Genomic DNA, 25,520 nt, shown 5'->3' on the forward strand with positions numbered 1-25,520 from the left:
CGTGGTAGTACCCCTGCATTGCAGCATGGCAGGCCGTCGTAGCCGGGATTGAGGCCCGCATCAAAATAAAGCAGCCCGCATGATGCAAACCAAGCGGGCTGTTTCGTTTTGGCCGTGGATTGTCACAGACTGCGGCCGTGTCAGCCCGCCGCCTGCGCGAGAACTTGCAGGCGGCCTGCCTCGATCTCGTTGACCATGAAGAAGGGCAGGCTCAGTCGCCACGCACCATTGCGTACCGGAGCGTCATAGCAGAATGGCGCTTCGTCGTCGCAGGTGAACTTCACGCGCACGAGGGCGTCATCAGCCGCTGTCGTTTTGCCGCCGATGCTGCGATAGGCTGCATTGCTGCCGATATGAAAATCGCTGCTCTCCCAGCGCAGCGGCGCATGGGTGGGCAGGGGGGCGGCGTCATGAAAGCCGAACAGTTCGTCATGGTTCAGGATGCTTTCGCGCACCGTTGGCCAGAGCACTTCTCGCAGGAAGGCCTGATCGGTGAAGCGTGCCGCACCGCGATAGGTCGTGGTGTACGCACGCATTTTCGGTGCAATGGGCGGCAGTACGCCTGTGCAACCGCCCCATAGCCCGGCCAGCAGCAGCTCGGTGTGCGTGAAATAGTCGCGGATGTGGTGGAAGAACCGTCCACTGGTGAGCCATGCCTCAATTGCGGGGACTTCCCGCTCGGAGAGCAAGGCATCGGCGTCGCGTACCAGGAAGCGATCGACTTGCGGGTCATCCATCACGAGAAAGCGCCAGAGCGTGGCCGGGATATCACGGTAAGGGTGGTCATCCATTTCAACCACCTGTGCGCCGGCTGCGCGCAGTCGCGCCTGTACGTGCGCCGGTACGCTGCTGTCCAGGTAGAAGCGGCAAGTCCAGGCCGGGAACAACTCGTGTGCGATGCGCGCATTCATCACTGCGCTCTCGCAATAGCGTGGCTGCGCGCCGAACAGGCTGTAGGCAATGATGTTGCGTTCTGGCGCCTGTGCATTGAATGCCGGCGGCGTGGCAGGCAGCGGCCAGCGCTCTCCATGTCGATGTCGCTCGTCAGCCTCGCGCAGCGAACGTGATCCATATTGGCGTACTTCGTCAGTGCGCCCCAGCCAGCCGCAGACTTCCGCCAGGCCATCGAGCCACGTACCCGCCGCCCGCGCGCGCTGCTCGGGCGGTGCATCGTGAATCTGCTGGTAGACGCGATAGGCCTCTTCGTGAGCGCCGGTGCGCATCAGGCTGAGCGCGTAGTCGCCTAGCACGGTGATGTTGTTGGGGGTGATTTCAAGCGCTCGGCGCGCGAGTTGCACCCCGGCGACATAGTCTTGCTCGGCCATTGCCTTGCGGAACTGTTCCGCCAATTGCTGAAACTGAGCCGGCGTGATCTGGGCGCGTGCGTTGCGGTTGGGCAAGGGCTTTTTCTGCGCAAACCGCGCGTGAGGAGGGCTGCGTCTGGACATGATTCTTGAGCGCGAGGCGGCGACATGCCAGTCGCCATGAGCGATGGCGAGGCATGTCGAAATTTGAGGGAATGCGTGCCTATATGGGGCACGCTGCGTGACTCAACAGCGTGACGCTTATTGCGCGAGCGCCACGTCCGTGCGGTCTTGATGTTCGACCGGCGGCGCTGCCGTCGGCATGCTATCCGAGCGCGCAAGCTCAACACCCAGCATGAACTTGATGAGGTCGGTATCACTGGTAATGCCGAGCTTTTTCATTGCGTTGCTCTTTTGCGAGCTGATGGTCTGTTTGCTGCGGCGGAGCGTGGCGGCAATCTCATTGATGCTCTGTCCCGACACAAACAGTCGGATGACCTCGGCTTCACGCGTGGTCAGCTCACGCTTGGCACTGTCCGGCTCTTCCACGTCGAGCTGCCAGACGATCTTGGCAATGGCCGGTGAGAAATAGCGACCATCGGCATAGGCGCCATGGATGGCCGGCAGTACGTGCGCAGTCGAATCGGACTTGCTCAGAATGCACTGAATGCCGAGCTTGAGGAGCGAACGGATGACGCCAGGGTTGTCCATCATCGACAGCACGACGATGCGCTTGTTCGGGTAGCGGCGACGCAGGAACGAAAACAGTGTGATGCCGTCGCCAAATTCACCGCCGGGCATCGCGTAGTCGCAAATCAGCACATCGCATGGGTGCGCATTGAGCGCCGCGATCAACTCGGTCGAGTTGGCGGCAGTGGCCGTAACGTTGACCGTGCGGTGCTCCCCCAGTGTTGACTTCATGCCTTCGACGATTGCGGGATGATCGTCCGCCACGATCACACGGATGGAAAAATTGTCCATATAGCTCGGTCCTGTTTGGGATGGGTGGGCGCGATCAATGGTGGCAATGCCTCGTGTGTTCCTGGATATGTCATCGACCGTCACAGCGTTTGTTAAACATGACTTTAGTGTGACGACAATCTTCGGCATATCGGAAAAGTACTAAAACTGCCGTCGCGATCTCGTCATCTGATACAGCGCTCGGCCTTGTGGAGTACGGATGAAGGCCCGCAAGGTCAATGTAGGCCTAGGCCGCATCGAACTGGATTGTTTGGGGTTTCTGGTTTTCGTACCTGTCCTATGTGCGTCAGAGCGGTGTCGCATACCGCTGCCGCGACGATTTCCACAGAATTGAGCCCGTTTCGCAACCAACCTCCATGGTTGCTAGCCGCTCGGCAGTACGAAACCCATCAGCGCGGAACGCGATGTTCCGTCGCGCGCGTCGAGAGCGGCTCTAACCATCTCAGACCATGACTCAAGACGCATTGCTCCCTCAGGACTCGCAACATCCGGCGGAACCCGAGCCGGCGAAGTCCAAGACCAATCACGACGGGCTGCTCGACGCTGTCCTGTGGATGTGCGATCGCTATGGCTACGGCAAGACGCCCGAAGCCCTGCTGGCTGGGCTGCCCAAGGCTGGGCTGCTGACGCCTTCGCTTGCGCTTGATGCACTGGCCAACGCTGGTCTGACGGCCGGCCTGGTTGATCGCCATCTGCAACTGCTGCCCGCGCACGTGATGCCGATGATCCTGCTGCATAAGCGTGCAGGTGCGTGCATTCTGCTCGGCCGTCGCGCCAACCCGGATAAGGAGGCCAAGAGTCGCGTCCTGTATCAGGTCATCATGTCGGACATCGGTCCCGATCCTGTCGAGTACACGCAGGAGGAGATGAACGAGATCTACTCGGGCTACGCCATTCTCGTGAAGCCGGCGGCCAAGGTGGACACCCGCGCCGGCGAGCAAGACCCCGAGCCGGCTGGCCACTGGCTGTTGCGCACGCTGTGGCGCTACCGCCGGTACTACGCGAGCGCCGCGCTGGGCGCGCTGCTCATCAACGTGCTTGGCCTGGCCAGCATTTTCTTCACCATGAACGTGTATGACCGTGTGGTGCCGAACCAGGCGTTCGTCACCCTGTGGTCGCTCGCCATTGGCGTGTGCGTGGCGATGACGTTCGAGGCGATCTCCCGCCACGTTCGCGCGCACTTGCTGGATGTCGCGGGCAAGAAGGCCGATCTGGTGATGGGCACCTTGCTGTTCCGCCAGGCGTTGTCGATCCGGATGGAGAACAAGCCGTCGTCGGCAGGCTCGTTTGCGAACCAGTTGCGCGAGTACGAATCGGTACGTGACTTTGCAACGTCCGCCACGCTTGCAACGGTCTCTGATCTGCCGTTCGTGTTCCTCTTCATCGGCGTGGTCTTCATGATTGGGGGCAACCTCGGCTGGGTGCCTGCGCTCATGGTGCCGCTCATCATCGGTATCAGCGTGCTGGTGCAATGGCCGTTGGCAAAGGTCATGAAGGAAAGCCTGCGCGAAGCCTCGCTCAAGCAAGGCGTGCTGATTGAATCGATCGAAGGGCTGGAAACGCTGAAGGCGGTTGGCGGCGAGGGCTACATGCAGCGCCGTTGGGAACGCTATAGCGGTATGGCGGCGTCTTCGGCCATGCGCTCGCGCAAGATCTCCAGCAAGGCCACCAGCGTGGTGACCTTTCTGCAGCAGATGCAAACCGTGGTGCTGGTGGTGCTGGGCGTGTACCTGATCGATGCCGGTCAACTCACCCAGGGCGCGCTGATCGGTACCGTCATGCTGGCGGGCCGCATCACGGCACCGCTGAGCCAGGTGATGGGACTGGCGCTGCGTTTCCAGCAAGCCAAGGCTGCATTCCATTCGCTCAACGAGCTGATGAAGAAACCGGTCGATCGTGATCCGACCCGGGAATACCTGCCCAAGCCTCCGCTGACCGGCCAACTGTCGCTCAAGCGTGTGGAATTCTCCTACCCGGCGCCGCCGATGCAGCCCAACCCGGCCATCCTCAAGGGGGTGAACCTGTCGATCAAACCGGGTGAGCGGGTTGCCATTCTCGGCCGCATTGGTAGCGGCAAGTCGACGCTGCTACGCGTGATGGGCCGGCTGTACGCACCCACCAAGGGTCAGATGTTGACCGATGGCCTGGACGTCGAGCAGATTGATCCGGCCGACTGGCGCAAGACAGTGGGCTACGTTGGCCAGGATGCACGCCTGTTCCACGGCACGCTGCGCGAGAACGTCATGATCGGACGCCCTGAAGCTTCGGCCGAAGAATTTCTGCGCGTGCTGCGCCTGACAGGTCTGGACCAGGTGGCGGCCAAGCACCCGCGGGGCATCAACCTGCCGATCAGCGAGGGCGGAGAGGGTATCTCCGGTGGTCAGCGCCAACTGGTGTCGCTGGCCCGCACGCTGCTTGCGCGTCCGCAGCTGTTGCTGCTTGACGAGCCGACCAGCGCGATGGACAGCCAGACCGAAACCATCTTCCTCGATCACCTTGTCCGTGCGACCGAGGGTCAGACGCTCGTGGTGGTCACGCACCGTCCGTCGCTGTTGCAACTGGTGGAGCGAATCATCGTTGTCGAGGACGGCAAGGTCGCGGCCGATGGGCCGAAGGACAAGGTTCTCGCTGCGCTCTCTGGTTCCAGTGAGAGGCGCCCGGCGCCTGCATCTGTGAGCCCAGAGCGCATCGCTGCCAATAGCGACCAGGCGGCGCTTGCTGCCAACAGCTCGCCCAACGCGAACCCCGTCACGCCGCGCGAGACCGCGCGTTCCGTGAACCAGGAGACGAAGTGATGAAACTCGATTTCCTCAAGGCGTGGCTGCCGAAGAAGCCAAAGCTGACCCCCGGCGATGCCGAATTCATGAACGACGTGCAGGAGTCGCTGCTTACGCAGTCGACGCCTGGTTCGATGCTGGTGCTGTACCTGATCGGCGCCATCATCATCTGCGGCGTGACCTGGGCGAAGTTTGCACGGGTGGAAGAGGTGACGCACGGCGACGGCACCATCATCTCCAAGAGCCGCGAGCAGGTGATCCAGAGTCTGGAGGGCGGCATCCTGGAGCAGCTCGACGTGCGCGAAGGCGACGTCGTCAAGAAAGGCCAGGTGCTGGCCAAGATCGATCCGACCCGGGCCGAAACGAGCTACCGCGAGGCGTGGTCAAAGCAGATCGGCCTGAAGGCGACCATCGCACGCCTGCGTGCGGAAGCTTATAGCCAGCCGTTGGTGTTTCCGGATGATGTGAAGACCGTGAAGGCGGTGGTCCAGCAGGAAACGCTGGCCTACAACGCGCGCCGTCGCGCACTGGACGATACCGTCGCCGCGCTGGAGAAGAGCTACGCGCTGTCGCAAAAGGAGATCGGGCTGGCCGAGCCGCTGGCCGCACGCGGCCTGGTGTCGGAAGTCGAGCTGCTGCGTATGCGCCGCCAGGCAAACGAGCTGCGTTCTCAGATCGTGGACCGCCGCAATCGTTTTCAGGCCGATGCCAACTCCGAGCTGACCAAGCTCGAACTGGAACTCGCACAGACCAGCGAAACCGTGGTCGGCCGCGCTGACGTCCTGCAACGCACGACGGTGGTCGCACCTGTCTATGGCACGGTCAAGAACATTCGCGTCAATACCATCGGTGGTGTGATCCAGCCGGGCGAGCACATCATGGAAATCGTGCCGCTGGAAGACCAACTGCTGGTCGAGGCGCGCATCAAGCCGTCGGACGTGGCGTTCCTGCACCCTGGTCAACCGGCCATGGTGAAGGTGACGGCCTACGACTTTGGTATCTACGGCGGCCTCAAGGGCAAGGTGGAACACATCAGCCCCGATACGCTCAAGGATGACCAGAAGGCAGCATCGGGCCGCCCGGATGCAACGTACTACCGCGTGCTTGTGCTGACCGATTCGAGCGCGCTGCACGCTGGCGGTAAGACGCTGCCCATCCTGCCCGGCATGGTGTCGACCGTTGACATTCGCACGGGCGAGAAGACCATCCTCGACTACTTGCTCAAGCCCATCTTCAAGGCGCGTGAAGCCTTCCGGGAGCGTTGATCATGGCCGGACAACGTCCTTTGGTGACATCACGCCCGGCGAAAAAGCCGATCGCGTGGATGGTTTCCTCGCTGTTCGCCTTGGCACCGTTCGCATTGGCGGAGACTGCTGCAGCGCAGAGCCTGGACGGGCTGCGCTCGCACGTTCGCATGACGGAATGGGCAAGCCAGCTTCCGCCTGACACGTCTGCTGCCACTCAGGCTCAGGAGGCCAAACAGGCCGCCCAGGCGCGTGCGGACGAAAAGCAACGGCTGGCTGAGACCGACACGGCTGCTGGCCAGGCAAAGCTCGCTGCGCAAGCCAAGCGCGACGAGGAAGCTCGGCTGCAGCAAGCCGCTCAGGCGGCGAAGGAAGACATGCTCAAGGCCGCACAGGCTCGTGAGGCGCAGCGCTTGAACGAAGAGGCGCGCACGGCAGAAGCCCTGCGCCGTGCAGCTGCCGAGGCACAAGCAGAGCAACAGCGTGTGGCGCGCGAACAGGCCGCCGCACGTGCTCGCGCAGAGCAAGCCCAACGCGAAGCTGAAGACGCCCGCCGCAAGGCGCTGGCTGAGGCCGAAGAGAATCGACGCCTTGCCGAGCAGGCTCGCCGGGAAGCCGAAGAGGCGCGCAAGCAAGCCCAGATGCACGCCGAGGCGCTGCGTCGCCAAGCCGAGGCGCAAACTGAAGCGGCCCGCCAGCGCGATGCTGCCGCCAAGGCTACAGCCGAAGCCGAGGCAGCTCGACGCAGCGAAGCCGAGCGGCAGCGTTTGGCAGCACAGCAGGCAGAAGAAAAGCAGCGCTTGGCGGCGCAAGCCCAACAGGCTGAAGCAGCGCGACACGCTGAAGCGGAGCGCATTGCAGCAGCCGAAGCGCAAGCCAAGGCCAAGGCGGAACAAGCTGCCGAAGCCGCACAAGCACAGCGTCGCCAGGCAGAAGCCCAGGCGCAACAAGCCGAGCTGGCAGCGCAAGCCGCACAAAAAGCGCGAGAGGCGGAAGCTGCGCGCGAAGCCGAGTCCATGCAGACGGCGGACGCCGTACGCGCCCAAGCGTTGGCAGAGGCTGCGCGCGAGAACCGGGACGTCGCTCCCGTCGCCACTGCCCAAAATGCGCCCGTAGATTCGCCGGAGGCCGTGGGCAAGACCTCGCCCGCAACCACGGCCCGCACCGCGGGGCAGCAGACCAGCGCGATCCTCGATGCCGCCCGCCGCGACCCTGTGCGGCCGGTTGCTGGAAACGCCGCGCCGGGCCAGTTCGCACAATGGCTGGAAAGCGAACCCGATACCTATGGCAAGGGCCCGTCGTTGTCGGATTCCCAACTGCGCCAAGTCTTTCTGGACGCCGTGATCCGCGCGACCGACCGTAGCCCGGAAGTGCGACAAGCCCAGGCGAATCATCTGGCAGCCAATGCCGACGTGGCTGAAGCCAAGGGCCAGCGCTGGCCGCAGGTCGATATCGGCTCGCAATCCCCGTCGGCCAACTTTGGCGGCAACTCGCGCACCGGAGGCAATTTTTCCAACCCGCTGACGGTGAACGTTACGACCAACGTGTTTGACTGGGGCCGTACGAAAAACACCATCGGCAGTCGTGAACACCTGTCCACTGCGGCCAAGCAGGCCTACCAGACCGCGATGGAAAACTCCGGTTTCGAGGTTTCAAGCACGCTGGTCGAACTCGGCAAGCAACGCAACATCGTCGAGTTGAGCCAGCAGTACGTCGACCGCATGGCAACGCTCGTCAAGATGCTGAGCGAGATCGTGCAGGTGGACCGCGGGCGCGGCAGTGAACTGACGCAAGCCAAGACGCGCCTGCTGCAAGCCGAGGCGCAGCGTGATACCGCAGAAGCCAGGGTGCGCGATGCCCAGTTGAACCTGAGCAAGCTGATTGGTGACGGCGACGTGATGATCCCGCGTACGCGGCAATGGTCGATTGAGCCCGGCGATTTGCCAGAGCTGCTGTCGCTAGCCAGCGTGCATCCGACGCTGCAACAGGTGCGGGCCGAAGCCGAAGCGGCTGACCTCAACGCCCAGGCCGTGAAGGCCTCGGGCCGGCCCCAGTTGAACTGGGTCGTGTCGGGCGGCCTGAATAAGGATGCGCTGGGCCAGCGGCAAGGGTGGCAAACCATGCTCTCGCTCAACTGGGGCGCTTTCCGGGGTGGCTCCGCCAATGCAGCGACAGAAGCGGCGAGTGCGCGTGCCTCAGCAAGTTGGCAGCGTATGGAGCAGCAGCAGCGCGATCTGGAGCACGCCATCCGTGCCGCCGACCAGGACGCGCGGACCATGCTGCAGCGTGCCGATCTCTACCAAGGCCTGTCGGCCGAAACCGACAAGGTCCGCAAGGCGTTTTTCGAGCAGTGGTACCACCTGGGCCGGCGCACCCTGCTGGACGTGCTCACCGCAGAAAGCGAGCACTACGGCAACCGTGTCGCCGAGGTCACCAACCGCTTCGATGCCTATCTGGCGGTGTTCCGCGAGCACCACTCGGCTGGCGGTTTGGTGCAATGGCTGCAGGGGCCAAAAGCTGAGGGCAAATCCTGACGCCGCTGTCTGATGCACCCATAGGAAGGGCCGAGAGCGCCAAGTTCTCGGCCTTTTCTTTTGTGCACGGTCTTGATGGGCATGTTGGCCGTCTTTGCACTGCACTTTCGTACCTGTCTGATGCACATCGCAGGTAGTCCCATATCTCCGCAAGGGGCATCTCGAGAGAATCATTCCGCGACCAAGGGCCCTCAAAAGGCCTTGATTTCTCTCGTTTTGTTCTTGCTGGCAGGGGCCGGCAGACTCATTAAGGACCATTACTGTGGATACGAGTACCGTGAAGCTGGCCGTCGTGGACGGCAAGACCGTCACCCAAGCCGCGGAACTGCATGGCGGCGCGCAAGGTGCGCCCGTCAAGGTGCGCGCAATCAAGGGCGGCAAGTTCGTGCTGGCCGACCAAAAGACGGGCCACGCACCCGAGAACGTCACGGTCAAGCGTGTCGGCAAGGACCTGCACGTTGCCCTGGAGGGCGATGCTGCTCAACAGCCGTCGCTGATCATCGAAGACTATTATGGCAGCGACAGCCAACTGGCTGGCGTGGCTGAAGATGGCGCATACCACGAGTACGTCGTGAATGGTGCCGGTGAAGAGGAAGCCTCTCTGCTGGCTGATGGTGCCAGTGCACCGGCGGAGCTCAGCGCACAGCCGCTGGCGGGTATGACCGGCCTGGTGGCCGCGCCCGCCGTGGCTTCGTTCCCGTGGGCTGCATCGTTGTTGGGCCTGGGCGCGTTGGGCATGGTGGGCGCCGCCGTTGCCGGCGGCAACGGCGGTGATAACGGTATCAACGCCGACGGCCAGCGCGAGGGCGCTGGCGTTGTGGATACCACCCCGCCGGCCCCGGGCACGATCGTCGACATCATCGACGACGTGGGCATCTACCAAGGCACGATCGTACCGGGCACCTCGACTGATGACTCGACCCCGACGTTGACGGGCCGGGCCGAAGCCGGCACCACGGTCATCATCCGTGATGGCAATACAGTGATTGGCTCGGTTGTTGCCAACGCTGACGGCACCTGGCGCTACACGCCGGACAACCCGCTGAACGACGGTACCTACAACTTCAACGTGATCGTGCGCAACGCCGCGGGCATCGTCTCCGATCCGTCGGCTACGTGGACGGTGATCGTGGACACCGTGCCGCCGGGCCTCCCGTTCATCACCGAGGTGATCGACAACGTGGGCGACCAGACGGGCCCGCTGGAGTCGGGTGATGTCACCGATGACACCACCCCGACCCTGCGCGGCACGGCCGAGGCAGGCAGCCTCGTGATCCTGTACGAGCGCACCGGCACGGGTGCACGGCAGCCCGTGGGCAGCACCCATGCCGATGCAAGCGGCAACTGGGAGATCACGCCGAGCGCGCTGCTTAACGGCACGCACCGCTTGGACGTTCGTGCGTTTGACGCGGCAGGGAACTGGAGCCGCTTCAGCGCTCCATTCGACCTGACCATCATGACAGGCGGTATCCCGACGGCGCCGGCGATCATCAACGTGATCGACGACGTTGGTAGCGTCACGGGCAACATCGCCCCGGGTGGTGTGACGGACGACACACGCCCCACGGTTGTCGGCACGGCCCAACCGGGCGCCGTGGTGCGCGTGTACGACGTGGTTGACGGCAACGAAGTGCTGCTGGGCAGCACGATTGCCGACGCCAACGGCCGCTGGGAGTTCACCCCCGACGAAGCCCACGCCCTGGCCGAAGGCCAGCACAACCTCAAGGCCACCGCCGAACTGGGCGGCCAAATCAGCCCGCCGACCGGCCTGTACCCGATCGAAGTCGACCTGACCGCCCCGGGCGCGCTGAACCCGCCGGAGCTGATCGACGACGTCGGCAGCATCCAAGGCCCGATCCACAGCGGCGACACCACCGACGACGCCAACCCCACCTTCCAGGGCACGGGCGGCGACCCGGGTGACACCATCGTCATCCGCGACAACGGCACCATCATCGGCACCACCATCGTCAAGGAAGACGGCTCGTGGGAATTCACCCCCGCCACCCCGCTGCCCGACGGCGACCACTCGTTCACCGCCCAACCGGTTGACCCGGTGGGCAACGCCGGCCCGATCACCACCCCGATCGACTTCCGCGTCGAGACCGGCGCCGTTGAAGTCTCCATCACCAGCGTGATCGACGACAAGGGCCCGGTCACCGGCCCGATCACCCCGGGCGGCGTCACCGACGACGACACCCCGACGCTCAACGGCCGCGCCACCCCCAACGGCATCGTCAAGCTGTACGACGGCGAGACGCTGCTGGGCTCGACCGTCGCCAATGCCGACGGCACGTGGACGTTTACCGTCACCACCCCTGCACTGGAAGGCGAGGGCGAGCACACGCTGCGCGCCACCGTCACCGTCCCAGGCCAAGCAGAAAGCGACCCGGCCACCTTCGGCCTGGTGCTGGACACCGTCGCCCCGCAGCCGGGCACGATCGACGACGTGTATGACGACGTTGGCACCAAGCAAGGCACGGTTGCCGATGGCGGCGTCACCGACGACAGCACCCCCACGCTCTCTGGCACGGCTGAAGCCGGCGCCACCGTCATCGTGCGCAACGGCGACGAAGTGATCGGCTCGACCATCGCCAACGGCGAAGGCAAGTGGAGCTACACGCCGGAGAACCCGCTGGCCGATGGCGCATACGACTTCAACATCATCGTGCGCGACGCCGCGGGCAACAGCTCCGAGCCGTCTGACCCGTGGGCCGTCATCATCGACACGGACATCCCGACGCCGTCGATTGGTGACGTCTGGGACAACACCGACCCGAGCAACCTGGTGCCGATCGAAGACGGCGGTGTGACCAAGGACCGCACGCCAGTGATTGGCGGTGAAGGCAGCACGCCGGGCGACACGATCATCGTGATCGTGGACGACGAAGTCGTGGGCTCGACCATCGTCGGCGACGACGGCAAGTGGGAGTTCGAGATCCCGACGGATCTGGAAGACGGCAAGCACAAGTTCGAAGTGGTGGAGCAGGATGAGGCTGGCAACAGCGCCAAGTCTGACCCCGTGACCGTGATCGTTGACGGCACGCCCCCGGGCGCCCTGAACCCGCCGGAGCTGATCGACGACGTCGGTGACATCACCGGCCCGATCCACAGTGGTGACACCACCGACGACACCAAGCCCACCTTCCAAGGCACGGGCGGCGAGCCGGGTGACACCATCGTCGTGCGCGACAACGGCACGATCATCGGCACGACCATCGTCAAGGACGACGGCAGCTGGACGTTCGAGCCGGAGACCCCGCTGACCGACGGTGACCACTCGTTCACCGCACAGCCGGTTGACCCGGCAGGCAACGCCGGTCCGGAAACCGCCCCGATCGACTTCGTGGTCGACACGACCGTGCCGACTATCGCCATCTCCGAAGTGATTGACGACGAAGGCAGTGTCACGGGTGCGATCGCCGCAGGTGGCGTGACCGACGACACGACGCCGACGCTGAACGGTACCGCCACGCCGAACGGCATCGTCAAGCTGTACGACGGCGACAAGCTGCTGGGCTCGACCGTCGCGAATGCCGACGGCACGTGGACGTTCACGGTCACCGAGCCGAAGCTCGAAGGCGACGGTACGCACACGCTGAAGGCCACCGTCACGATCCCGGGCCAAGCGGAAAGCGCCCCGGATACCTTCGACCTGGTGCTCGACACCACCGCGCCGGGCGCCCTGAACCCGCCGGAGCTGATCGACGACGTCGGTAGCATCCAGGGCCCGATCCACAGCGGTGACACCACCGACGACACCAAGCCCACCTTCCAAGGCACGGGCGGCGAGCCGGGTGACACCATCGTCGTGCGCGACAACGGCACCATCATCGGCACGACCATCGTCAAGGACGACGGCAGCTGGACGTTCGAGCCGGAGACCCCGCTGACGGACGGTGATCACTCGTTCACCGCGCAGCCGGTTGACCCGGCAGGCAACGCCGGCCCGGAAACGGACCCGATCGACTTCGTGGTCGACACGACCGTGCCGACCGTCGCCATCACTGAAGTGATTGACGACGAAGGCAGCGTCACGGGTGCGATCGCCGCAGGTGGCGTGACCGACGACACGACGCCGACGCTGAACGGCACCGCGACGCCGAACGGCATCGTCAAACTGTACGACGGTGACAAGCTGCTGGGCTCGACTGTCGCCAACGTGGACGGCTCGTGGACGTTCACCGTCACCACGCCGGCACTGGAAGGCGATGGCACGCACACGCTGAAGGCCACCGTCACGATCCCGGGCCAAGCGGAAAGTGCCCCGGATACCTTCGACCTGGTGCTCGACACCACCGCGCCGGGTGCACTGAACCCGCCGGAGCTGATCGACGACGTCGGTGACATCACCGGCCCGATCCACAGCGGTGACACCACCGACGACACCAAGCCCACCTTCCAAGGCACGGGCGGCGAGCCGGGTGACACCATCGTCGTGCGCGACAACGGCACCATCATCGGCACCACCATCGTTGGTGAAGACGGCTCGTGGACGTTCGAACCGGAAACCCCGCTGGCCAACGGTGATCACTCGTTCACCGCACAGCCGGTTGACCCGGCAGGCAACGCCGGCCCGGAAACCGCCCCGATCGACTTCGTGGTGGATACAACCGTGCCGACCATCGCCATCACCGAAGTGATTGACGACGAAGGCAGCGTCACGGGTGCGATCGCCGCAGGCGGCGTGACCGACGACACGACGCCGACGCTGAATGGCACCGCCACGCCGAACGGCATCGTCAAGCTGTACGACGGTGACAAGCTGCTGGGCTCGACTGTCGCCAACGTGGACGGCTCGTGGACGTTCACCGTCACCACGCCGGCACTGGAAGGCGATGGCACGCACACGCTGAAGGCCACCGTCACGATCCCGGGCCAAGCGGAAAGTGCCCCGGATACCTTCGACCTGGTGCTCGACACCACCGCGCCGGGTGCACTGAACCCGCCGGAACTGATCGACGACGTCGGTAGCATCCAGGGCCCGATCCACAGCGGTGACACCACCGACGACACCAAGCCCACCTTCCAAGGCACGGGCGGCGAGCCGGGTGACACCATTGTCGTGCGCGACAACGGCACGATCATCGGCACGACCATCGTCAAGGACGACGGCAGCTGGACGTTCGAACCGGAGACCCCGCTGGCTGATGGCGATCACTCGTTCACCGCACAGCCGATTGACCCGGCAGGCAACGCCGGCCCGGAAACCGCCCCGATCGACTTCGTGGTGGACACGGTGGCATTGCCACCGGTCATTACCAGCGTCATCGATGACGTGGCAGGCGGGATCGTGGGTGACATTCCCAATGGCGGTCTGACCAACGACTCCACCCCGACCCTGAACGGCACGGCAGAACCGGGCGCCACGGTGCGCATCCAGGTGGACGGCGGCACGTCCTACACCGTCACGGCAAGTGCTTCCGGTGCGTGGAGCTTTACGCCGCCGGCGTTGACGGAGGGTACCCATACGTTCAGCGTCACGCAGACCGACATTGCGGGTAACACCAGCGGCGCAGCAACGCGCTCGGTGGTGGTGGACCTGCACGCCGACGCACCGGTCATCACCAGCGTGATCGATGACGTGGCGGGCGGGATCGTGGGCAACATCCCCAACGGTGGTCTGACCAACGACAGGACTCCGACCCTGAACGGCACGGCAGAAGCGGGCGCCACGGTGCGCATCCAGGTGGATGGCGGCACGGTGTACAGCGTCACGGCCAATGCCTCGGGTGCCTGGACCTTCACGCCGCCGGCGCTGGCGGACGGTACCCATACGTTCAGCGTTTCGCAGACCGACGTTGCGGGCAACACCAGTGGCGCGGCGACGCGCTCGGTGGTGGTGGATGCGACTGTGGTGGCACCGGTCATCACCAGCGTGATCGATGACGTGGCAGGCGGGATCGTGGGCAACATCCCCAATGGGGGGCTGACCAACGACAGGACCCCGACCCTGAACGGTACGGCGGAAGCCAATGCCGTTGTCCGTATCCAGGTGGATGGCGGCACGGTGTACAGCGTCACGGCCAATGCCTCGGGTGCCTGGACCTTCACGCCGCCGGCGCTGGCGGACGGTACCCATACGTTCAGCGTTTCGCAGACTGACGTTGCGGGCAACACCAGCGGCGCAGCGACGCGCTCAGTGGTGGTCGACGCGACTGTGGTGGCACCGGTCATCACCAGCGTGATCGATGACGTGGCAGGTGGGATCGTGGGCAACATTCCCAATGGGGGGCTGACCAATGACAGGACCCCGACCCTGAACGGTACGGCGGAAGCCAATGCCGTTGTCCGTATCCAGGTGGATGGCGGCACGATCTACAGTGTCACAGCCAATGCCTCGGGTGTCTGGACCTTCACGCCGCCGTCGCTGGCGGACGGCACCCACACGTTCAGCGTTTCGCAGACTGACCCTGCTGGTAACACCAGTGGCGCAACGACCCGTTCGGTGGTGGTCGACGCGACTGTGGTGGCACCGGTCATCACCAGCGTGATCGATGACGTGGGCCCGGTCACAGGAAATATCCCCAATGCTGGTACGACCGATGACAACACCCCGACCCTGAACGGCACGGCAGAACCGGGCGCTACGGTGCGCATCCAGGTGGATGGCGGTACGGCCTACACCGTCACGGCCAATGCCTCCGGCAACTGGACCTTCACGCCGCCGGCGCTGTCGCTGGGCTCGCATACCTTCAGCGTCACGCAGACTGACCTTGCCGGCAATACCAGCACAGCAACAACGCGCTCGTTGACGGTGGTTTCACCCCTTTCCTCGGGGAGTGAAGACTTCAATGAATACGCTGTGGGCGGTCGTCCTGGCCCGACTGGTATTCCGACTAACGGTGGATCGGTCACAACAGACTCCGGCCTGAGAATTAGCGCTACCCTTTCGAGTGGTGGTAGCCATACCAGATTGGGGCTTGATCCCATCGGCGGCACGAGCAGGACCGATGCGGCGATTGCGGCGCAGCGTGATGTGACGGTCCGAGTTGACTTTGGCCAGTCGGGTACCACGGATGTTTCGTTTAGGGTTGTTCAAGGCTTTGGCAACGGAGGGGGGACGCCAGCCGAGCGCGACGGCGGTACGGTTAGGTTCTACAGCCCAACGGGTGAGCTTTTGGGTACGCAGAATTACACCTTCTTCTTGACGAACCCCATCAACATCAGCTTTGTGGCTCCTGCTGGAAAGACGCTGGGCTATATGGTCTGGACAAATAGTGGGGTGCCGGACGTCTATGAGGACCTCGGCTGGTCACAGGGTCTGGATGATTTTGTCTGGGGCACGAGGGTCCCCCGTAGTGGCACGATGGATACGACGGAGTCTGCTGTTGACGACGAGGCAGCCAATGCCGCTGCGTTGTCAGAAGACAAGGCCGAGCAGGATGCATCGCCGGTTGAGGATGCCGCTGCGGCACAGCAGCCCAAGCAGGACGAGCCACAAGCTGACGATGCTGCTGCATCGAAGCAGCCTGAGTCGTCCACATTGCCGGAGCAGGAAGCCTCGCAGGCTGAGGAATCCGCACAAGCCGAGAACGCCCCTGTGGTGCAACAACCTGGGCAGGTGATCGAGGTGAGTGATGTGGCCGAGCTGGACACACTGGAAATCAAGGGCACCGAAGGCGTGATCGACACGCTCAAGCTGACCGGCGAGAACCAGGTGCTGGACTTGTCCAAGCTGGAAGGCGTGTCATCTGTGGAGGTGATCGACATCACCGGCACGGGCGACAACACCCTGAAGCTGAATCTGTCAGACGTACTGGAGCAGGGAGGCAAGGACCTGTTCATCGCGGACGGCAAGACGCAGATGATGGTCAAGGGCAACGAAGGCGACACGGTCGAGCTGTCGGACCTGCTCAAGGACGGCAGCGACATCGGCGACTGGGCCCAGCAAGCGGGCACGGTGACGGTGGAAGGCGAGCAGTACAACGTCTACTACCACGAAGCCACCAACGTCGAGCTGCTCGTCCAACTGGGCGTGACCGCCAACCTCGACAACCACTAAGCCAGCAAAGGAAGCCGGCCCCGGGCGACCCAGTTGCCTGGGTCTGGCTTCCTGCGCCAAGCGCAGAGACCCAACATGAATCTCCATCCATCGATCAAGCAACTGGCCCTGGCGAGCGCACTGCTCGCCAGCCTCGCCAGCGCCCCGGTGCTGGCCCAAGCGTCGCAACCCGCCACAGCAGGGCGAGTCGACACAAGCCTCAGCGTTGACCAGGCCGGGCAACAAGCCGGACGCGTCTTCGGCGCCGTGTACGCACCCGCCGGCCAGGTCGCAGCCGACCAGGTCCAGGTTATCTACTACCGCCAGCAGGTGAGCGGAGGCGTCGCGCGTCCGGCCGCCAACGTCTACATCGACGGCCACTACCAGACCAGCTTGCTGCCCAACGGCTACACCAGCTTCTGCGTCAAGCCTGGCGTACATACCCTGGGTGCCTACCAGAACGACGCGCCCGCCTACCGCGGCAAGACCCAGGACATCTACCGCGCAGACCTCAAAGCGGGCAACACCTACTTCCTCAAGGTGAGCGAAGGCGGTGCCAGTGGCGCCCCGGTTGCCGTCCCGCGCCAGCAGGCCGAGCAAGAGCTGCAGGGCGCCCACGCCCAGGTGCACGCACTCTCGCGTGCCGCCACCGTGGAAGCCTGCCGCGTCACCGCGCAGCCCGCAGCAGTGCAATACAAGGACTACACGCTCCAGGGTGACCTGCTGTTCGCCTTCGGCAAGTCCGGCTATCGCGACATCACCGCAGCAGGGCGGGATGCCATCGCTGGGCTCGTCGCGCAGATGCAACGAGAAGGCACCACCACCAAGCGCATCGTCGTGGTGGGGCACGCAGACCAGATCGGCTCGGCTGCCGCCGCCGAAGCGCTTGGCCTGCAGCGCGCCCAGACCGTACGTCGCGTGCTCATTGAGCGCGGGCTGCCGGGCGAGCGCGTCGAAGTGCAGAGCGCGGGCAACAGCGAACCGGTGGTCACCGACTGCAAGGGCAGTCGCCAGCAGCTGGTCGCCTGCTACGCGCCGAACCGGCGCGTGGTCGTGCGGGCAGACGTCACCAGCGCAGCGGCCAACTGAGAGAGAGCAGGGCAAGCGCAGCTGCCAGGACACCAGGCAGCAGCGCGTGTCCGCAAGAACAAACCAGGAACGGGAGACCTGAGTGATATGCGAGAGCAACCGGCGATTGCCGCCCGCAGTCATGGAAGTCCTGTGCGCCTTCATTGACTTGAAGGAGGATGGCCAGCGCGGCTTCAACTGTGCGCTGAATGACTACCTGCTGGCCTCGCCGGCGCAGCGGCGCAAGCTGGCGCAGCTGTGGCGCGAGAGCATCCAACAGGGCGCCACGCAGTACGAGGCGCAAGACTCGTCTTGACGAACGGAGCGCAGCAACACAGGCCAGGAACCCTTAGGGGCCTGGCCTTTGTGTTTGCGAGTGCCCCGTCAATGCCAGGGTTCAATACCTAACCCGATCGCACGGATAGGTGCGTACAGAAAAGGCCGAGAGCTCCACGTTCTCGGCCTTTCTTCTTGCCTGCGCGAGCCCGGTGGGCACGTTGGTCATCGTGCCTTGAACTTTCGTACTCGTCCGAGGCATCTCGCAGCCAGTCTCATATCTCCACGCCAGGCATCTGAGGAGAATCCCTCGTGATAAATGGCCTGCAAAAGGCCGGTCGTTTTTTCTCGTTTCGTTCTTGCTGGCAGAGGGCCAGCATGCTTACTAAGGACCATTACTGTGGATACGAGTACCGTGAAGCTGGCCGTCGTGGACGGCAAGACCGTCACCCAAGCTGCTGAACTGCGCAGCGGCAAGCAAGGCGCACCAGCGAAGGTGCGTGCATTCAAGGGCGGCAAGTTCATGCTGGCCGACGAAAAGACGGGCCACGCGCCTGAGAACATCACGGTCAAACGTGTCGGCAAGAACCTGCACGTCAGCTTGGAAGGTGACGATCTTGAGCATCCGGCGCTGATCATCGAAGACTTTTATGGCAACGATGGTCAGCTGGTCGGCTTGGGGGAGGATGGCGCATACCACGAGTACATTGCTGCCGACGGCGAGAAGGATCATGAGGCTGCCTTCCTGCTGGATGGTGGCGATTCGCCGCTGGTGCTTGGCGCACAGCAATTGGCCGGCTTTGGCGAACTTGTGGCGGCACCCGCTGTGGCTGCCTTCCCGTGGGCTGCGGCTCTGTTTGGCCTGGGCGCGCTCGGCATCATCGGCGCAGCCATTGCTGAAGGTAACTCCAATAACGGCAATGGCGATGACCACAGGACCGGCGCTGGCGAAGGCCCTGGCCCCGGTGAAGGCACTGGTCCTGGCGAAGGCACTGGTCCTGGCGAAGGCACTGGTCCTGGCGAAGGCACTGGTCCCGGCGAAGGCACTGGTCCCGGCGAAGGCACTGGTCCCGGCGAAGGCACTGGTCCCGGCGAAGGCACCGGTCCTGGCACGCCGTCGATTAGCGACGTCTGGGACAATACCGACCCGAGCAACCTGATCCCGATTGCTGACGGTGGCCTGACCAAGGACAACACCCCGGTGATCGGTGGTGAAGGCGCCACGCCGGGCGACACGATCATCGTGATCGTGGATGACGAGATCGTGGGCTCGACCATCGTTGGCGACGACGGCAAGTGGGAATACGAACTCAAGGACGAGCTCGCCGACGGCGAGCACAAGCTCGAAGTGGTCGAACGCGACCCGGCGGGCAACGAATCCGCCAAATCAGACCCGGTGACGGTGATCGTAGACACCGAAGCGCCGGCGACCCCGTCGATCGGCGACGTCTGGGACAACACCGATCCGACCCACCTGGTGCCAATCGAAGACGGCGGCCAGACCAAGGACAACACCCCGGTGATCGGTGGTGAAGGCGCCACGCCGGGCGACACGATCATCGTGATCGTGGATGACGAGATCGTGGGTTCGACCATCGTCGGCGACGACGGCAAGTGGGAGTACGAGCTCAAGGACGAGCTGGACGACGGCGAGCACAAGTTCGAAGTGGTCGAGCGCGACCCGGCCGGCAATGAGTCGGTCAAGTCCGACCCGGTGACGGTGATCGTTGACACGCAAGCCCCGGACGCCCCGACGATCACCGAGGTGATTGACGACGTGGGCCCGTCTCAAGGCGCGCTCAACCCTGGCGATGTGACGGATGACGCCAACCCGACCGTGCGCGGCACGGCCGAGCCGGGCAGCTTGGTCACGCTGTACGACGGCACCCGCGTGATCGGCAGCGCGATTGCCGACACCGTGACCGGCGCCTGGGAAATTCCTGCCACCGACACACTGCTCAACGGCCCGCACCAACTGGTGGCCAAGGCCACCGATGCTGCTGGCAACATCAGTGATCCGAGCGACCCGTTCGACCTCACCGTCGTGACCGGAGGTATCCCGACGGCGCCGGCGATCATCAACGTGATCGACGACGTTGGTAGCGTCACGGGCAACATCGCCCCGGGTGGTGTGACGGACGACACACGCCCCACGGTTGTCGGCACGGCCCAACCGGGCGCCGTGGTGCGCGTGTACGACGTGGTTGACGGCAACGAAGTGCTGCTGGGCAGCACGATTGCCGACGCCAACGGCCGCTGGGAGTTCACCCCCGACGAAGCCCACGCCCTGGCCGAAGGCCAGCACAACCTCAAGGCCACCGCCGAACTGGGCGGCCAAATCAGCCCGCCGACCGGCCTGTACCCGATCGAAGTCGACCTGACCGCCCCGGGCGCGCTGAACCCGCCGGAGCTGATCGACGACGTCGGCAGCATCCAAGGCCCGATCCACAGCGGCGACACCACCGACGACGCCAACCCCACCTTCCAGGGCACGGGCGGCGACCCGGGTGACACCATCGTCATCCGCGACAACGGCACCATCATCGGCACCACCATCGTCAAGGAAGACGGCTCGTGGGAATTCACCCCCGCCACCCCGCTGCCCGACGGCGACCACTCGTTCACCGCCCAACCGGTCGACCCGGTGGGCAACGCAGGTCCGCAGACCGACCCGATCGACTTCCGAGTCGAGACCGGCACCGTCGAGATCTCCATCACGTCCGTGATTGACAACCAGGGCGCCATCACCGGCCCGATTACCCCGGGCGGCCTCACCGACGACGACACCCCGACCCTCAACGGCCGCGCCACCCCCAACGGCATCGTCAAGCTGTACGACGGCGAGACGCTGCTGGGCTCGACCGTTGCGAATGCGGACGGCACCTGGACGTTCACCGTTACCGAGCCGAAGCTCGAAGGCGAGGGCGAGCACACGCTGCGCGCCACCGTGACTGTTCCTGGCCAAGCCGAAAGCGACCCCGCCACCTTCGGCCTGGTGCTGGACACCGTCGCCCCACAGCCGGGCACGATCGACGACGTGTATGACGACGTTGGCACCAAGCAAGGCACGGTCGCCCCGGGCGGCGCCACCGACGACACCACGCCCACGCTGTCGGGCAAGGCCGAAGCCGGCGCGACCGTCATCGTGCGCAACGGCGACGAAGTGATCGGCTCGACCATCGCCAATGGCGAAGGCAAGTGGAGCTACACGCCGGAGAACCCGCTGGCCGATGGCGAGTACGACTTCAACATCATCGTGCGTGATCCCGCAGGCAACAGCTCGGCCCCGTCCGACCCGTGGGCCGTGATCATCGATACGGACATTCCGACGCCGTCGATTGGTGACGTGTGGGACAACACCGACCCGAGCAACCTGATCCCGATCGCAGACGGTGGCCTGACCCGTGACCGCACCCCCGTGATCGGTGGTGAAGGCGGCACGCCGGGCGACACGATCATCGTGATCATTGACGACGAAGTCGTGGGCTCCACCATCGTTGGTGATGACGGCAAGTGGGAGTTCGAGACCCCGACGGATCTGGCCGACGGCGAACACAAGTTCGAAGTGGTGGAGCAGGACGAGGCGGGTAACAGCGCCAAGTCTGACCCCGTGACCGTGATCGTTGGTGACGGCGCAGGTGGCACTCGCCCCGAGACCCCGTCGATTGGCGAGGTGTGGGACAACACCGACCCGAGCAACCTGACGCCGATCGCAGACGGTGGCGAAACCAAAGACAACACCCCCGTGATCGGTGGCGAGGGCAGCACGCCGGGTGACACGATCATCGTGATCGTGGATGACGAGATCGTGGGCTCGACCATCGTTGGTGACGACGGCAAGTGGGAATTCGAAGTCCCTGAGTTGGAAGACGGCGAGCACAAGTTCGAAGTGGTCGAGCGTGATCCGGAAGGCAACGAATCCGACAAGTCCGATCCCGTGACGGTGATTGTTGACACGCAAGCTCCGGAAGCCCCAGTCATCACCGAAGTGTGGGACGACGTTGGTGGTCTCCAAGGCGCGCTGATGTCCGGCGACGTGACCGACGATGCCAACCCGACCGTGCGCGGCACGGCCGAGCCGGGCAGCCTCGTCACGGTGTATGACAACGGCGTTCCCGTTGGCAGCACCATTGCCGGTGCAGACGGCAAGTGGGAACTGGACACCAGCACCCTGCTCAATGGTGCGCACCAACTGATCGCCAAGGCTACCGACCCGGCTGGTAACGCGAGTGCGCCGAGCAATGCGTTCGATTTCTCGCTGGTCACGGGTGGCGCACCGAGTGTTCCTACCATCCAGAACGTGATCGACAACGTGGGCGACATCACCGGCAACATCCAGCCGGGTGGCGCCACCGATGACACGCGCCCGACCATCGTTGGTACGGCGCAAGCCGGCTCGCTGGTCAAGGTCTATGACGTGATTGGCGGCAACGACGTGCTGCTGGGCAGTGTTGTGGCCGATGCCTCGGGCCGCTGGGAATTCCGCCCAGACGATGCACACGCGCTGACCGAAGGCCAGCACAACCTCAAGGCCACGGCCGAAGTGGCCGGCAATGTCAGCGCGCCGACCGGCCTGTACCCGATCGAGGTTGACCTGACGCCCCCGGGCGCCATCACTGACCTGACCCTGATCGACGATATCGGCGCCATCACCGGCCCGATCCACTCGGGCGATACGACCGATGACGACCGTCCCACCTACGCGGGCAAGACCGAGCCGGGTGCAACCGTGATCATCCGCGACAATGGCACCATCATCGGTTCGGTCAAGGCAGACGACGCCGGCAACTGGACGTTTGAGCCGAGCACCCCGCTGGACGACGGCAAGCATTCCTTCACGGCGCAGCCGGTGGATGCGGTCGGCAACAAGGGCGCCGAGAGCGCACCGATCGACTTCGTGGTGGACACCAGTGCCGTCACCATCTCGATCTCTTCGGTGGTGGACAACGTAGGCGTCTACACCGGCCCGATCGCCCCAGATGGCGTGACCGACGACACGATGCCGACGATCAATGGCCGGGCCACGCCGGGCGGCCTGGTTACGCTGTATGACGGCACGACCGTGCTGGGCAGCGTCGTGGCCGATGCCGCGGGCCACTGGACCTTCGACGTCCCGGCCCCTGGCCTGGCTGAAGGCTCGCATACGCTCAACGCCACCGTTACGCTGCCAGCTACGGGTGAAAGCGCCCCGGTCAGCTTCGGTCTGGTGATCGACACCACCGCCCCGGCGGCCGGCGAGATCAAGGACGTCCATGACGATGTGGGTGCAGTGCAGGGCACGGTTACTTCGGGCACAGCCACCGACGACAACACCCCGACGCTGTCGGGTACGGCTGAGCCCAATGGCCTGGTGTTCATCCGCGACGGCAACACCGTGATCGGTTCGACCGTGGCCGATGGCGCAGGCAATTGGCGCTTTACCCCGGACAACCCGCTGGCGGACGCCTCCTACGACTTCAACATCGTGGTGCGCGACGCCGCAGGCAATGAGTCGGCACCTTCGCCGATCTGGACGGTGATCGTGGACACCACGGCGCCTGCGACCCCATCGATCGGTGACATCTCGGACAACACCGACCCGAGCCACCTGATCCCGATCGCAGACGGCGACCTGACCAAGGATCGCACGCCAGTGATCGGTGGCGAGGGCAGCGAGCCGGGCAACACCATCATCGTCATCATCGACGACGAGCCGGTTGGCACGGCCATTGTTGGTGACGATGGCAAGTGGACGTTCGAGCCGCCGGTTGACCTGGAAGACGGCGAACACAAGTTCGAAGTGGTTGAACGCGACCCGGCCGGCAATGAATCTGCCAAGTCCGACCCCGTCACCGTGATCGTTGACGGCACGCCTCCGGGTGCACTGAACCCGCCGGAGCTGATCGATGACGTCGGCAGCATCCAAGGCCCGATCCACAGCGGCGACATCACTGACGACAACGTTCCGACCTTCTCTGGCACCGGCGGCGAAGCTGGCGACACCATCGTCGTGCGCGACAACGGTACCGTCATCGGCACGACCATCGTGAAGGACGACGGCAGTTGGACGTTCGAACCGGAAGCCCCGCTGGCCGACGGTGATCACTCGTTCACGGCGCAACCGGTGGACCCGGCTGGCAACGCAGGCCCGATCACTGACCCGATCGACTTTGTGGTCGACACGGAGAGCCCGGACGCCCCCGTGATTACCGAGGTGTATGACGACGTGGGTCTGGTAACCGGTGTCGTGGCACCAGGCACCGCAACGGACGACACCCGTCCGACGGTGCGCGGCACGGCCGAGCCGGGCAGCCTGGTGACCGTGTACGACGGCATCGCCGTAGTGGGCAGTGCGATTGCCGATTCGACGGGCGCTTGGGAAATCCCGGCCACGACCGAGTTGCTCAATGGTGCGCACAACCTGGTGGCGAAGGCGACTGACGCTGCCGGTAACACCAGCGAACCGAGCAACGAGTACGACTTCACGGTGCGAACCGGTGGTGTGCCATCGGCCCCGGCGATTACCAACGTGCGTGACAATGTCGGTCCGGTGACCGGCAACGTGCGACCGGACGGTGTGACGGACGACACGCGCCCGACGTTGATCGGCACGGCGCAACCCGATTCCATCGTGCGCATTTACGAATTCGTTGGCGGACGCGATGTGTTGGTGGGTTCGGTGATTTCCAATGCCGATGGTGACTGGACATACACCTTGACCGAAGATCAAGCGCTGAGTGACGGCCGTCATAGCTTCCGGGTGACAGCTGAGCTGGATGACGAGGTCTCGCCGCCGACCGGCCTGTACCCGATCAATGTGGATACCAGCGGAGTGGGCACGGCGTCGGTTGACGAGATTCACGCTGCGCCGGATACGGCCGTTGGCAGCGAGGCGCTCAGCAGCGTCGACCATGAAACACCGCGTGACGAGTCTGCCGTGAAGGATTCGGCAGCCGCTGCATCGGATGCAGACGCAGACGTAGAAAGCGATAAGGCAGCATTGTTGCTGAGCGAGAGCCACGTGCTCGACCTCTCGAAGCTGGAAGGCGTGTCATCTGTGGAGGTGATCGACATCACCGGCACGGGCGACAACACCCTGAAGCTGAATCTGTCAGACGTACTGGAGCAGGGCGGTAAAGACCTGTTCATTGCGGACGGCAAGACGCAGATGATGGTCAAGGGCAACGAAGGCGACACGGTTGAGTTGTCGGACCTGCTCAAGGACGGCAGCGACGTCGGCGACTGGGCCCAGCAAGCGGGCACGGTGACGGTGGAAGGCGAGCAGTACAACGTCTACTACCACGAAGCCACCAACGTCGAGCTGCTCGTCCAACTGGGCGTGACCGCCAACCTCGACAACCACTAAGCCAGCA

Annotated in this window: 9 protein-coding genes; 7 read left to right on the forward strand and 2 right to left on the reverse strand. The window is 64.3% G+C overall.

Annotation, left to right across the window (positions count from 1 at the left end):
* Positions 1–140: 140 nt before the first annotated feature.
* Both ACS13N_RS13735 and ACS13N_RS13740 read right to left on the reverse strand, forming a co-directional pair.
* The gene (locus ACS13N_RS13735) at positions 141–1,400 is read right to left on the reverse strand and encodes a tetratricopeptide repeat protein (RefSeq protein ID WP_438932149.1); all 1,260 of its coding nucleotides are present in this window, start codon (positions 1,398–1,400) and stop codon (positions 141–143) included.
* Positions 1,401–1,565: 165 nt separating this feature from the next.
* Positions 1,566–2,285, reverse strand: a complete 720-nt coding sequence (locus ACS13N_RS13740) for a response regulator (protein ID WP_438932150.1) — start codon at positions 2,283–2,285, stop codon at positions 1,566–1,568.
* Between the two features lie 449 nt (positions 2,286–2,734).
* Here ACS13N_RS13740 and ACS13N_RS13745 point away from each other — a divergent pair, with 449 nt between their 5' ends.
* The 7 genes from ACS13N_RS13745 (at position 2,735) to ACS13N_RS13775 (ending at position 25,513) form a co-directional block, all read left to right on the forward strand.
* On the forward strand, positions 2,735–5,080 hold the full coding sequence (locus tag ACS13N_RS13745; protein ID WP_438932151.1) for a type I secretion system permease/ATPase: 2,346 nt from the start codon (positions 2,735–2,737) through the stop codon (positions 5,078–5,080).
* Positions 5,080–6,327 (forward strand): HlyD family type I secretion periplasmic adaptor subunit, encoded by a 1,248-nt coding sequence (locus tag ACS13N_RS13750; RefSeq protein ID WP_438932152.1) that lies wholly within the window; start codon positions 5,080–5,082, stop codon positions 6,325–6,327. The genes ACS13N_RS13745 and ACS13N_RS13750 overlap by 1 nt, the downstream gene beginning before the upstream one ends.
* Before the next feature lie 59 nt (positions 6,328–6,386).
* Entirely contained in the window at positions 6,387–8,840 is a 2,454-nt protein-coding gene (locus tag ACS13N_RS13755) for a TolC family protein (protein ID WP_438932153.1), read from the forward strand.
* A gap of 262 nt (positions 8,841–9,102) precedes the next feature.
* Positions 9,103–16,845 (forward strand): Ig-like domain-containing protein, encoded by a 7,743-nt coding sequence (locus ACS13N_RS13760; protein WP_438932154.1) that lies wholly within the window; start codon positions 9,103–9,105, stop codon positions 16,843–16,845.
* A gap of 75 nt (positions 16,846–16,920) precedes the next feature.
* Positions 16,921–17,913 (forward strand): OmpA family protein, encoded by a 993-nt coding sequence (locus ACS13N_RS13765; protein WP_438932155.1) that lies wholly within the window; start codon positions 16,921–16,923, stop codon positions 17,911–17,913.
* A 121-nt stretch (positions 17,914–18,034) separates the two neighbouring features.
* On the forward strand, positions 18,035–18,208 hold the full coding sequence (locus ACS13N_RS13770) for a hypothetical protein (RefSeq protein ID WP_438932156.1): 174 nt from the start codon (positions 18,035–18,037) through the stop codon (positions 18,206–18,208).
* Positions 18,209–18,568: 360 nt separating this feature from the next.
* Positions 18,569–25,513, forward strand: a complete 6,945-nt coding sequence (locus ACS13N_RS13775; protein ID WP_438932157.1) for an Ig-like domain-containing protein — start codon at positions 18,569–18,571, stop codon at positions 25,511–25,513.
* The last annotated feature ends 7 nt before the right edge of the window (positions 25,514–25,520 follow it).

This window comes from Ralstonia sp. 24A2, from assembly GCF_051783885.1.
Taxonomy (GTDB): domain Bacteria; phylum Pseudomonadota; class Gammaproteobacteria; order Burkholderiales; family Burkholderiaceae; genus Ralstonia.